At 66.3% G+C, this 12,473-nt stretch carries 12 protein-coding genes and 2 pseudogenes; 6 read left to right on the forward strand and 8 right to left on the reverse strand.

Going from position 1 to position 12,473, the window contains the following annotated elements; translation table 11 throughout:
• Positions 1–305: pseudogene (locus BM272_RS13625) on the forward strand (integrase core domain-containing protein); the annotation flags it as partial.
• Positions 306–347: 42 nt separating this feature from the next.
• Positions 348–859 (forward strand): annotated as a pseudogene (locus BM272_RS14110) (IS481 family transposase); the annotation flags it as partial.
• 320 nt (positions 860–1,179) lie between these two features.
• Here the strand turns inward: BM272_RS14110 and BM272_RS14245 are convergent.
• Together BM272_RS14245 and BM272_RS13910 are read right to left on the reverse strand one after the other, a co-directional pair.
• On the reverse strand, positions 1,180–1,446 hold the full coding sequence (locus BM272_RS14245; protein WP_093429026.1) for a helix-turn-helix domain-containing protein: 267 nt from the start codon (positions 1,444–1,446) through the stop codon (positions 1,180–1,182).
• Between the two features lie 759 nt (positions 1,447–2,205).
• Complete coding sequence (locus tag BM272_RS13910; RefSeq protein WP_205407809.1) at positions 2,206–2,700, reverse strand: hypothetical protein; 495 nt, start codon at positions 2,698–2,700, stop codon at positions 2,206–2,208.
• 348 nt (positions 2,701–3,048) lie between these two features.
• On the opposite strand from BM272_RS13910, the gene BM272_RS11940 reads away from it, so the two are divergent.
• Both BM272_RS11940 and BM272_RS11945 read left to right on the forward strand, forming a co-directional pair.
• Complete coding sequence (locus BM272_RS11940) at positions 3,049–3,600, forward strand: Spy/CpxP family protein refolding chaperone (protein ID WP_093429027.1); 552 nt, start codon at positions 3,049–3,051, stop codon at positions 3,598–3,600.
• Between the two features lie 46 nt (positions 3,601–3,646).
• The gene (locus tag BM272_RS11945) at positions 3,647–4,438 is read left to right on the forward strand and encodes a dienelactone hydrolase family protein (protein ID WP_093429028.1); all 792 of its coding nucleotides are present in this window, start codon (positions 3,647–3,649) and stop codon (positions 4,436–4,438) included.
• 12 nt (positions 4,439–4,450) lie between these two features.
• On the opposite strand, the gene BM272_RS11950 is transcribed toward BM272_RS11945, so the two are convergent.
• The 4 genes from BM272_RS11950 to BM272_RS11965 all read right to left on the reverse strand — a co-directional run bounded on the left by BM272_RS11950 (position 4,451) and on the right by BM272_RS11965 (position 7,876).
• Positions 4,451–6,073: a methyl-accepting chemotaxis protein gene (locus BM272_RS11950; protein WP_093429029.1), complete on the reverse strand. Its 1,623-nt coding sequence runs from the start codon at positions 6,071–6,073 to the stop codon at positions 4,451–4,453.
• Positions 6,074–6,273: 200 nt separating this feature from the next.
• Complete coding sequence (locus BM272_RS11955) at positions 6,274–6,543, reverse strand: DksA/TraR family C4-type zinc finger protein (RefSeq protein WP_093429030.1); 270 nt, start codon at positions 6,541–6,543, stop codon at positions 6,274–6,276.
• A gap of 55 nt (positions 6,544–6,598) precedes the next feature.
• Positions 6,599–7,330: a DUF3429 family protein gene (locus tag BM272_RS11960; protein ID WP_093429031.1), complete on the reverse strand. Its 732-nt coding sequence runs from the start codon at positions 7,328–7,330 to the stop codon at positions 6,599–6,601.
• Positions 7,331–7,876, reverse strand: coding sequence for a glutathione peroxidase (locus BM272_RS11965; protein WP_093429032.1), 546 nt, complete (start codon positions 7,874–7,876; stop codon positions 7,331–7,333).
• 232 nt (positions 7,877–8,108) lie between these two features.
• Here BM272_RS11965 and BM272_RS11970 point away from each other — a divergent pair, with 232 nt between their 5' ends.
• Positions 8,109–9,740 (forward strand): sensor domain-containing diguanylate cyclase, encoded by a 1,632-nt coding sequence (locus tag BM272_RS11970; protein WP_093429033.1) that lies wholly within the window; start codon positions 8,109–8,111, stop codon positions 9,738–9,740.
• Here BM272_RS11970 and BM272_RS11975 read toward each other — a convergent pair.
• Positions 9,737–11,239: a SulP family inorganic anion transporter gene (locus tag BM272_RS11975; protein ID WP_093429034.1), complete on the reverse strand. Its 1,503-nt coding sequence runs from the start codon at positions 11,237–11,239 to the stop codon at positions 9,737–9,739. The two genes, BM272_RS11970 and BM272_RS11975, sit on opposite strands and share 4 nt — an antisense overlap.
• A 220-nt stretch (positions 11,240–11,459) precedes the next feature.
• On the opposite strand from BM272_RS11975, the gene BM272_RS11980 reads away from it, so the two are divergent.
• A complete protein-coding gene (locus tag BM272_RS11980; protein ID WP_093429035.1) occupies positions 11,460–11,945 on the forward strand; it encodes a universal stress protein in 486 nt (161 codons plus the stop codon).
• Between the two features lie 3 nt (positions 11,946–11,948).
• On the opposite strand, the gene BM272_RS11985 is transcribed toward BM272_RS11980, so the two are convergent.
• On the reverse strand, positions 11,949–12,440 hold the full coding sequence (locus tag BM272_RS11985) for a peroxiredoxin (RefSeq protein WP_093429036.1): 492 nt from the start codon (positions 12,438–12,440) through the stop codon (positions 11,949–11,951).
• Between the last annotated feature and the right edge of the window lie 33 nt (positions 12,441–12,473).

The raw sequence follows: 12,473 nt of genomic DNA on the forward strand, positions 1-12,473 counted from the left end.
ACGTCCCGGGTTTTCAGACCGAGGGGTTTGGAAGTCTCGAAGCGGCTCGAGGATGGGTGCATGGTTTTGTTCGCTGGTACAACGAAGAGAACCGGCACAGCCGGATCCAGTATGTCACGCCACAGCAGCGCCACGACGGTGATGATGAGGCCATCCTGGGCGACCGTCAGGCGCGGTATGACGAGGCGAAGGCGGAGAATCCCAGGCGCTGGAGCGGGCCAACCCGGGACTGGCGTCCGGCCGGGCCGGTCTGGCTGAACCCGGAACGGCGAACGGCCTGCGAACCCGATCAAGTCGCAGCATGATGCTCGGGGATACGACAACTAGCTTGACGAACGCCGCGGTCCACGGTGCGCAAGTGGAAGTACCGGGAGACGGCCGCAGATCAGAGCCACCGCCCGCATCGACTGCTCACGGCGCTGCCGCCGGCGCAGGAGGCCATCGTGGTGGAGCTGCGCCGGTCGTTGCTGCTGTCCACCGATTCTGCTGGTAGTGGTCCGAGAGTTCATCCAGCCGGACCTGAATCGCTCCATGCTGCAACGGCTGCTGGTGCGCCACGGTGTCTCGGACCGCCGGGCCCTCATCCCGCAGCCCGACGGCGAGGCCGAAGACCTTCAGGGACTATCAGCCCGGCTACTTCCACCTAGATATCAAGCGCCTGCCGGCCATCGCCGACGAGGACCGCCGGACCTACCTATTCGTCGCCATCGACCGCGCCAGCCGGCAGGTCTACCTGGAACGCCATCGGGAGAAGTCCCGGAAGGTCGCCACGCGCTTTTTGAAAAACCTGCAGGAGAAGTGCCCGTTTCATCTGCGCATCCTGCTTACGGACAACGACCAGGCCTTGACGGACCGGTTTCCCAAGAAGAGCCGGCAGCCCTCGGTCATCTGCCTCCGGTCCGGAAGCTCAAGGACTGGCAGCCTGAGAACCGCGAGTTGTTCCGGAAACAAGTTGACGATCAGTCGGGTCTTTACACTTCAGGATGTCAAGAAAACGGTAGAAGCAATGGAGACTGAGGTAGTGGCATAGGCTATGGGTAAGATATTCTCAGTAATCAGTTGGATAGCGGTTATCATCGTGGTGCTATCCTGGCTCACCGGCGGGATGCTCGAGGCGATGGTGCTGTTCTTTCTGCTTTCCGGCGCCGTATCATTCTTCCTCGCGTAAGCCCGAATAATTCACAGGAAATAGCTCGCTCTGCCTCTTTCATTGGTCTCCGGAGCCGATAGTCGGCAGACTGCGGCGACGTCGCTGCTGATACGCTGCCGCGGCCCGGGTGGCGCAATAGGAGCTGCGGTCGTCTCGGCCTCACGCAGCTCACGACTCACCGTCGAGACATGGCGACCAAGGCTTCGCGCAATGGAGCGTACGCTGTGGCCTTCACTGGCCTGGAGCATGATAGCGGCGCGTTCCTGTTCACTGAGGTGCTGGTAGCTTGGTTCCATCGCAACATCCTACCCGCTACGCGGGGTCGGTGTTGCACTTGAAGATTGAGTCTACAACCCCGTACGAATCAGCCAGACCCATGACCCCCAATGGAGAGGCGTCCGGTCTCCACTCCCCAGCACCCCTCCGTGGTCCAGCGATCGGGGTCCACCCCACACCCCGGAGCGCCGGCACCAGAACTATCCCGGTCTGCCGTTCAACCACCTCGGCTTTCTGTTCCAGTAGGTGGGACGTCGCTGCCATCCCTTGTCATCTATTTGGTGTGTTCATTATTAATGGACACTGCGTATCCATGAACACCAACCATGATCTCCCCCTCAGGAACTCCAACCCGAAGGGTATCCATTGCCGCTCACGCAGCCGCGAGCGTTCCCCGATCAGAGGCATCAACCGATACTCGGAAGACCCGAAACCGAAGGGCAGGACGTAGAGGAGTCAGTAGGGAGTAGTACTCAGATCCGGCGACAAATCACTTGTCACTGAGCAGGAGCGTGTGTGACAAACTGGTGCCCAATAATGGCCGTATCTGGCTCTGACGGGGCCATGAGATCGCGCTATGACGGGGTCTTCAGGGGAGGGGCTTTTAGCGGGACAACAATGTCAAGGTGGTGCTCAACTGAGCTACGCGCCTGTCGTCGAGCTGCGTATTCTACAAGGTTCGCTGACCGTGTCACACGAACACCGTAACCCGTTATTATGAAAGCCTTTTCCCAGGGTTGTCCGAGTGCACTCCGCGGAAGGGAGTACGGCTCCGCCTACTACCGCCCGGCCCCCTCGGTGAGCTTCTGATAGATCCCCAGCCCGAGAACCAGCAGCACGGAGCCGATCAGGAGGAAGGTCGGATACACGAGCAAGGAGATATCCTCCTTCGCCGCCGTGAAGACGAAGACCAGCGCCTCCATGAGCATGGCGATGTTGATAATCACCAGGAACTTGATCAGCGTGTTGCGCTGGCCGCCCTCGGAGACCTGGTTCCCCGAGCTGAAGACCTCCTCCTCTACCAGGAACTTCGATACGTCAAACACGGCCATGCCGATGACCAGCAGGGCCACCGCGTCGAGCAGGGCGGGAACGAGCTCGCTGGTGTCGCCCAGTACCAGCCAGACCTCGTACACCGCGCTCCCCATGAGGGCCATCGCGATAAGGCCGAGAATCAGGCTGACCAGCGTATAGACAACGCGCATGCTCAGCACGGCGATCACCTTTCCCCGGCTCACCATACCCTCCGGTTTCGAAACCTCTTCCTGATCCAAGTCCTTCTCCCTCCCTCCCGCCTGCGAGTCATACGGTGGTGAACAACTCAGAGCATAGTGGATGGTGTCGGCCAAGCTGCCAAGGTGTAGGGCCGTGCGGTTCCCCATCCGGCGACATGATGGGCCAAAAAGACCATTTTCCATCGCTTCCCCGCCCTTTCCGTACAAAGTTTGGGACTCCGGAGCCAGGGAGGGCTGCGTCCCGTAGAGGCAACCCGCAATGCCCCCTACGCTTCGAGATGCCGGGGCCGGGAATGCCGGGATGAATGCCGGGATGGTTGATTCGGGCCCGGATAAAACCCCGGTGGAACGGGGTTCTGCGATCCGGAAACTGTCAGGAGAGACACCATGAAGACGCCCACCCGCCTTGCCGCTGTTACCTTCGCCACTCTGGCCGCACTGGCCCTCGCCGGCCCCGTCATGGCCGCCGATGGGGACAAGCCCCGCATGATGCACGATCGCGCCGGCATGATGGGCGGCGACCCGGCCATGATGGAGATGATGCAACACCGTTACCGGATGGCCGACCCGGACATGGCCCCGATGATGGGCATGGGAACGGGCATGGGCCCCCAGACCATGCACGACCTCGGGCTCAGTCGCGCCCAGGTTCGCAATATCATCCAGATCCGCCAGGAATCGGCGGGCGAGGGGGCGCGCCTCATGGCGGAGATCCAAGAGCGTCACTGGGAGCTGACCCGCGCCATGGCAGCCGATGACCCCGACGCCGAGCGCATTGGCCAGCTCCATCTCCAGATCCGGGAGCGTCAGCAGGAACTCGCCCGCACCCAGCAGCAGACCCACGACCGCGTCATGGAGACCCTCTCCGACGAGCAGCGTGAGCGGCTGCAGGAGCGGGATCGATGGAACCGCTGGGATTGGCCCGTAGAGGACGAATAGGGTCGGGCGGTCTACCCTTCCGGGAGTACCCCAAAGGAGTCAGGCCATGAACCGGATCCTCACCGCCACGCTCGTCCTGCTGCTCACCGCCTGTGGTGGGGGCAGCGGGATCCAGGAGCAGGAGGTCACCTACCGCGACAACGGCACCGAGCTCAACGGCTTCCTCGCCTACGATGCCGGCGCCGAAGGCCCCCGGCCCGGCGTGCTGGTCGTCCACGAGTGGTGGGGCCACAATGAGCACGCCCGCAACCAGGCCCGCAAGCTCGCCGAGCTGGGCTACACCGCCCTGGCGCTGGATATGTACGGCGGTGGCCGGGTAGCCGAGCACCCCGACAAGGCCGCTGAGTTCGCCGGGATGGTCCGGAAGAACCGGGATCTCATGCTCCGCCGCTTCCGCGCCGCGGAGGCCTTCCTCCGCGACCATCCACGAACGGACGGCACGCGCATGGCTGCCATCGGCTACTGTTTCGGTGGCTCCGTGGTCCTGGAGATGGCCCGGGCCGGCGCCGATCTGGAGGCGGTTGCGAGCTTCCACGGGCCCCTGGCCACCGACCACCCCGCCGAGGAGGGCGCAGTCGAGGCCCGGATCCTGGTCCTGCACGGCAACGAGGACCCCATGGTCCCGCCGGAACAGGTCGAGGCCTTCCGCGAGGAGATGGAGGCGGCCGGGGTGGACTACCGCTTCGTCGGCTACGACGGCGCCACCCACAGCTTTACCAATCCAGCCGCCGACCAGGCCGCCGAGCGCTTCGACATGCCGGTGGGCTACAACGCCGAGGCAGCGGAAGCGGCCTGGGAAGAGCTGGAGCGGTTCCTCGCGGAGACCTTCAACGGTTGAGGAGCACGCTCCTCAGATCCGGAACTGGTGCACCAGCCGCTGGAGGTCGCTGGCCAGCCGGGCCAGTTCGTCCCCGGAGGTCGCCATCTGGTCGGCGTTGTTGCTGGCCTGATCGGCGATCTCGCGGATATTGTTGATGTTCCGGCTCAGCTCCTCGGCCACGGAGCTCTGCTCCTCGGCGGCCGTGGCGATCTGGCCGTTCTTGTCCGACAGCGTGCCGATGCGGTCGTCGATGGTGCCCAGCGCCTCCGCGGTGGAGCGGGTGTATTCCAGCGTGGTCTCCGCCTGCTCCCGGCTCTGGTCCATGGCCCGGACCGCGCTGGATGACTGACCCTGGAGCCGCTCGATCATGGTGCGGATCTCGCCGGTGGAGTCCTGGGTCCGGCTGGCCAGGGTCCGCACCTCCTCGGCGACCACGGCAAAGCCACGCCCCTGCTCCCCGGCCCGAGCGGCCTCGATGGCGGCGTTCAGCGCCAGGAGATTGGTCTGGTCGGCGATCTCCGAGATGACGGTGAGCACCTGGCCGATCTGTTCACTCTCGTTGTCCAGGGCACTCACCGCCTGGCCGGTCTCCTGGATCTCCGTGGCCAGCCGCTGCATGGCGCTACTGGCCTGGTCCACCCGCTCCCGGCCACCGGTCGCCTCGCTGGCGGCGTCCCGGGCATGGTCGGCGGCGTCGTTGGTGTTGCGCGCCACCTCCTGGACGGTGGCGGCCATCTCGTCCACCGCGCTGGCGACCTGATCGGTCTCCTGGCGCTGACGATTGACCCCGTCCTGGGACTCGCGGGTAATCACCGACATCTCCTCGGCGGCGGAGGAGAGCTGCTCCGTGGTGGAGACTACCTCTCGCACCAGCCCCTGGATCTTCTCCGCAAAGCGGTTGAAGGCGGCGGAGACATCCGCCAGTTCCGTCCCGCTGGTCTCATCCAGACGGCGGGTGAGATCGCCATCGCCGTCCGCGATGGCCTCCATGGTCTGCGTAACGTCCTTGAGCCCGCGCCGCAGGCTGCGCAGGACCAGGCCGAAGACCACGAACCCCGCAACCAGCGCTCCGATTCCGACCATCACCGCGGTCCACCGGGTGCTCTCCGCCTCGGCATGGACCTGCTTGCTGAGAGCGGCGACGGCCTCTTCCTGGTTGTGGATCAGGGTTCGCAGGTCGCGCCGGATTTGCTGCCAGCGGGGATGCTCCTCTTCGGTCAGGACCTCGATGGCGCGCTCGGAGCGCCCCTCCTCCACCAGTCCCAGCACCTCGACCCGCGCCTGGTAGACGGTGGCCCAGTTCTCCTCGATGGCGTCGAGGAGTTCCCGGGACTTGCTATCCCCCGGAGCGGTCAGCTCACGGATGCGTTCCAGATTGGCCGTGAACTCCTCGCCGACCATCCGGTTGACCTCCCAGGGCTTCTCCAGCTCCGGGCGAAAGACCTTGTTGCGCACGGCGATGCCGGCGAAAAGGCCATCGCTGAACAGGGTGTTGAGGCTGTGCATGCGCGCATTGGCGCGCTCGTCCAGCTCCTCGAAGCCGGCGGTAATGTCATTCATGCCCTGGATGGTGACCCCCAGGGCGGTCACGAGCAGGAGGGCGGCCACGGTGAATGCGGCCAGGATGCGGAAGGTATAGCTTTTGTAGTTCAAAGCAATATCCTTATTTTATTGGAATATTTCTCAAGAAACGAACGAGAGACGACCTCTCTCCCCCTTGGTGACGGATACCGTCAGGGGGAGGACGAGGCGGCTCCGCATTCTATTCCATGTCCGGGCCGGGATGCTGCCTGAACGGAGGGACCGAGAAGATGAGCGGTAGTTCGGGCGGAGGGAGCGGGGAACGGGCCGGCTCAGCGCAGCTGGCTGTCCTTGCTGGCGCGGCGGTTGAAGGGGGCGCTGGCCTGCCCATCGGCGTCGTGGGCTTCCTGGCAGGCGACACAGAGACGCACGCCGGGGATGGCCTGGCGGCGCGCCTCGGGGATGGGGGCACCGCACTCCTCGCAGTGCTCGGCACCCTCGCCCCCCGCCGGGAGGCGGCTGCGCGCCTGGGCCACGGCATCCTCCACCGTGTCGTCGATCTGCTGCTGCACCGCGCCCTCTTTTGCCCAGCCACCGGCCATGGTCACCTCCCGCTACACTGATGGGCCCTGCCTCGAGGATAGCAATTCGTATCGCCTAGCCGGCGACCAGGACGAGCGCCCAGGCCAGCGCCAGCAGCGCCAGTACGGCCCAGGAGAGGTGGCGCCGCAGGCGGCGATAGGCCACCATGGCCGGGTCCGCCGCCAGCAGGTGCCGGTCCACCACGTGGACCAGGGCGACCAGGCCGAGCAGGAGCCCCAGGGCCACCGGCGGCGGGGTCAGGAGGGCCACCCAGGCCAGCAGCGCCGGGATTACGCCCCACTGGAGCAGCTGTGGGGCATCGGCCCGCTCCGGGTGGGCGAGCACGCGCCCCCAGTGGACCGCCCCCAGGAAGGCGAGGATCACCGCCGCATAGCCCACCAGGGCGGTGGTGGCGAAGGCGTTCCCGGGCCAGATGGCCAGGGCGGCGGTGGCGGCGACGAAGGGGACGAGGCCGCCATAGCCCAGGGAGGCCAGCCAGTGGCTCCGCCTCCCCTCCGCTGACGTCAGGACGCGGCGCAGCTCCGGCTCCCCGCCCACGAATTCGCCCTGGTAGAAGGCCATGGGCAGGCCGTGCCAGCCGGTGTGCTGCTGCAGGTGGCGGAAGCGCTCGCGCTGCTCCGCCTCCCCCATGGGCATGTCCACGAAGGTGTGGTCGACACCCAGTCGTTCCAGCCAGGCGGCCAGCTCCCGGGTATCGGTCAGGCCCGAGCGGAAGACCACCACCTGGTGAGCGTTGAAGGTATCGCGAAGGTCGCCGTCCCCATCGGCATTTGTCGATTCCGTCATCTACAGTGCCTCCCGGATGGCATTCAGCAATTCTTCGTCCCTCGGCTCCACCGCGGAGGCGAAGCTCCCGACCAGTTCCCCCCTTCGATTCAGGAGATACTTGTGGAAATTCCACTGCGGGTATTCTCCGGCCTGCGCCGCCAGCCGTTGATAGAGGGGGTGGGCACGCCCTTCAACGACGTGGGTTTTGGCATACATGGGGAAGCGGACCCCGTAGGTCATGCGGCAGAACTCGCGGATCTCCCGCTCGCTACCGGGCTCCTGATTGGCAAAATCATTGGAAGGGAAGCCAAGCACCACCAGGCCCTGCTCGCGATAATCGGCATGGAGTCCCTCCAGCCCCTCGTACTGGGGCGTATAGGCGCACTTGCTGGCGGTATTGACCAGCAGGACCACCTTGCCGGAATACGCCTCGCACAGATGGACCGGCTCCCCGCCACCCAGGGGCTCCAGCCGGAAATCGAGGTTTTCGGGGCAGCCGGCGGTCGCCGCCGGGGTGGCCAGGACCAGCCCGACCAGGGCCAGGATCCGGATCGCGTGGTACATGGTGAGGCTCCTGCGCAGTGCGCCGTATCGTCTCTACCTCCTCAGATTAGTAAGGATGGCTGCCACCCGCCCCTCCTGCCAATGATTCCGGAGGCCCATATCGCGAACGGCCTGAAGACGGCCTATGATGGCCGGATGGTGGGCCCCGTGGGCCCCGTTCAGCGCGAGGAGAGAATGTTGGAACGCGTCAACGAGGACTCCGCCGTGAACAGCGACGAAGAATCCTAGCGCCATGCTGCGTCGGCGGACTCGGGTCTTCCTCGGCGTCTCGGCCTTCCTGGCCGTGGTGGACATCAGCTTCGTGGCCCTCAACCAGCAGGCGAGCCTGCGCGCCCTGGAGGATGCCCTGGAGCGGCGCGGTCAGGCCGCCATGCGTACATTCCGGGTGGGAATGGCGCTCTCCGAGGACAACATGCTCCAGATGGCCACGTTCGTGAGCCATGACCCCCACGTCCGGACCCTGTTCCGCCAGGGTGCCGAGGCCGTTGAGGCGGAAGGGGGTGGCGCCGGTGGCCCGCGCGCGCAGCACTACCGCCGTGCCCTCTACGACCAGGTCTACCGGAGCTGGTCGGAACTCACCGATCTCTTCGGTTTCCGCCAGCTCCACTTCCACCTGCCCCCCGGCTCCACCAGCTTCCTGCGGGTCCATCGCCCGGACAAGTTCGGTGATTCCATGCACGACCTCCGCCATACAGTAGTGACCGTGAATGCGGAGCAGGAGCCGGTTACCGGCTTCGAGACCGGTCGTGTCTACTCCGGACTGCGCGGCGTCACGCCGGTCTACGCCCCCATCGACGACGGCGACCAGACCTTCGTCGGCGCCCTGGAGGCGGGGATCTCCTTCCAGCGACTCCTGGATCGGCTACAGCCCCGGATCAGTGGAGAGGCAGCCGTCCTCCTGGGAGAAGGACATGTCCGGTCGAGCATGTGGCCGGAGGCCATCCGGCGCCATTTCGGTGCCGACCAGCCGCAGCACGGCTACTACCTGGAGGCCGCCACGCGTGACGGATTCCTGGAACTCACGGGTCGACTGCAGCCGGAGCTGGCTGCCGCGGGGAAACGGACCCGCCTCCTCCGAAATACTGCCCAGGGAGCGGTCGCCGTCACCCACGCCCCGTTGTACGACTTCCTGGGCCAACAGGGCGGGGAGCTACCGCCGGTGGGACGCCTGGTCATCGCCCAGGACGCCAGCGAGGCCGTAACCGAATTCAACCTGACCCAGCGGCGCAATATCGCCTTTGCCATCGCCACCTTCATCCTCTTCGAGATCCTGCTCTACATCGGGATCCGACGGCTCTCGAGGCGTCTGGAGGACGAGGTCGATGAACGCACGCGGGAGGTCCACGACCTCAATCAGCGCCTGCGCGACCAGGCCACCCGCGATACCCTCACGGGCCTGGCCAATCGCCGGCACTTCATGGAACGGCTGGCCGAGGAGATTGCCCGGGCCCGCCGGGCCGGCCATGCCCTGTCGCTGGCCATCGCCGACGTCGACCACTTCAAGCAGATCAACGACGAATACGGACATGTCGCGGGTGATGCCGCCCTGCGGACCCTGGCGGCGGTCTTGGAGCGGCATCAACGGGTAAGCGACCTCCCCGCCCGCTACGGCGGCGAGGAATTCACCATCCTCATGCCGGAGACCGACCTCACAGGAGCGGAAACGGCCATGGAGGACCTCCGCCAGCGGGTGGAAGGGACCGCCGTGGACCGGCCGGAGGAGGGCCCGATCCACCAGACCATCAGCGTCGGGGTTGCCGCCCTGCAATCGGGGGATACGGCCGACACCCTGATCCAGCGCGCCGACGCGGCCCTCTACCGGGCCAAGAGAACCGGTCGCAACCGGGTCATCAGCGAGGGCTAGTGGCCCCCGCCCAGCTCCACGTCCTTGTCGTGGAGCGCCAGCCGATCGTGGAGCTCGCCGCTGGAGCCCTCCGGCCGGAGCACCTCCACCTCCATGCCGCGGCGACGGAACTTGCCCACCACCTTGTCGATGGCGTCCACGGCGGAGCTGTCCCAGAGCGCGACGTGGCGCAGGTCCAGCACCACGTTGTGGATGGGCTCGCGATAGTCGAACTGGTCGATGAACTTGTCCACGGCGACGAAGAAGAGCTGGCCCCGGACGGTGTAGGTCCGGGTCCGCTCCGCCGCGTCCAGTTCGCTGCCCACCTCGATGGCCCGGGCCATCTTCCGGGCGAAGAAGACCGCGCTCAGGATCACCCCGGCGATGACCCCCATGGAGAGGTCGTGGGTGTAGACCACGGTGGCGACGGTAACCACCAGCACGGTGGCGTCGGTGCGCGGGAGCCGGTGGAGGGTCTTGAGGGAGGACCAGTCGAAGGTGGCCACGGAGACCATGATCATCACCGCTACCAGCGCCGCCATGGGGATGATGGCCACCAGGTCCCCCAGGACCAGGATGAAGAAGAGCAGGAAGAGCCCCGCCGCCAGGGTGGAGAGGCGCCCCAGGCCGCCGGACTGGATGTTGATCACCGACTGCCCGATCATGGCGCAGCTGGCCATACCGCCGAAGAAGCCCGTGACGATGTTGGCGATACCCTGCCCCTGGGCCTCGGTGTTCTTGCCGCTGGGGGTGTCGGTGAGGTCATCGACGATGGAGGCAGTCAGCAGCGACTCCAGCAGCCCCACCACGGCCAGGGCCAGGGAGTAGGGGAAGATGATCTGCAGCGTCTCCAGGTTCCACGGGATCTCCGGGAAGAGGAAGACCGGCAGGCCCGACGGCATCTCCCCCATGTCCCCCACCTGCAGGGTCTCCAGCCCCTGCCACCAGACCACCGCGGTCAGGGCCACGATGATGACCAGCGGCGCCGGCAGCAACCGCGGGTAGCCCGGGATGTGCGGCAGGGTATAGAGCAGCACCAGCCCCACCGCCACCAGGGCCCACATGGTGGTATTCCCGTCGGTGAGATAGGGGACCTGGGAGAGGAAGATGAGGATGGCCAGGGAGTTGACGAAGCCCACCATCACCGTGCGCGGGATGAACATCATGTACCGCGCCAGCTTGGCCCAGGCGAAGAGGATCTGGATGACCCCGGTGAGCAGCGTCGCCGCCAGCAGATACTGGAGGCCGTGGTCGCCCACCAGGTCCACCACCAGCAGCGCCATGGCGCCGGTGGCGGCCGAGATCATCCCGGGACGGCCGCCGGCGATGGCGATGACCACCGCCATGGTGAAGGAGGCGTAGAGCCCCACGCTGGGGTCCACCCCGGCGATGATGGAGAAGGCGATGGCCTCGGGGATGAGGGCCAGGGCGACCACGGCGCCGGCGATGAGGTCGCCGCGGACATTGAAGAACCATATGCCGCGCTGGCGCTCCCAGGCGGCCTGCAGAGACTGCTTCACGAATACGTATCCCGTTCCGGTGAACTTCCGCACCGGCCCGGAGCGGCGTCCGGGGGCCGTGGCGAGCGAGGGGGAGGCCGGTTGCAACCGGCCGGCTCTCGGTACAGACTGGCTTACCGAGTTAAAGGGAATATTTTAGCAGCTTGCGGCCCCATCCTGAAGGTTGCCGGTGACCCGGCCTTCGGGGCCGCCCGGCCCAAACCGACCACGGGGATCACGCATGCTCCAGCGCGTCATCATCGCCATCGACTTCTCCACCGCCTCGGCCCAGGCCCTGGCGGTGGCCCGGCAGCACTGCACCGGCGCCACCATCCGCCTGCTCCACGTCATGCGCCCCGCCGATGTGGCGGCCAGCAGCGCCGCCGGCGCTGCCCACACCGGCTCCTCGCCGCTCTCCTCCAGGGACATGCGCGACAGCGCCGAGCAGAAGGCGATGGAGCGGCTGGAGTCCTGGGCCCAGGAGGGCGAGGAGTGCGGCCTGGGCGTGGGCAACGCCGCCGAGGAGATCATGCGCCAGGCCGAGGAGTTCGAGGCCGACATGATCGTCATGGGCACCCGCGGCCGGAGTCAGCTCTCCAACATGCTCCACGGCTCGGCTACCGAGTGGCTCATCCGCCACGCCCACCAGCCGGTGCTGGTGGTCCACGAGGTGCCCATGAACGACTCCACCCGGGCCCACCTGCCCCCCACCGAGATCAACGACTAGGGCTCAGCGCCCGAGTTCGTCCAGCGCCGACAGCACGCTCTCGGCGCTGGACTTGTCCACGCCGCCCCCGGCATCCACGCCCAGCCACTGGATCACGCCATCCTCGGCGATGAGGGCGTAGCGCTTGCTGCGCGTGCCCAGCCCCATGCCGCTGGCGTCAAACGTCATGCCCATGGCACCGGCGAAATCGGCGTTGCCGTCGGCCAGCATGGTGAGCACCTGGGCGTTCTGGTCGCGCTGCCAGGCGTCCATGACGAAGGCATCATTCACCGCGGTGCAGGCGATGGTCTCCACCCCCCGGCCGCGCAGGTCGTCCTCCCGGGTGACGAATCCGGGCAGATGGGTATTGGAGCAGCCCGGGGTGAAGGCCCCGGGGACGGCAAAGAGGACCACGCGGCCACTGCCCAGGGCCCGGGTGGACTCCACCGGCTCGGGGCCGCTCTCGCCCATGCGGTAGAGCGTCGCGGAGGGGATGCTGGCACCGGTCTCGATCATGGTCGCGCTCCTGATTGCGGTCGATTTCACCGA

Origin of the sequence: Thiohalospira halophila DSM 15071 (assembly GCF_900112605.1) — a bacterium.
Lineage (GTDB): Bacteria > Pseudomonadota > Gammaproteobacteria > Thiohalospirales > Thiohalospiraceae > Thiohalospira > Thiohalospira halophila.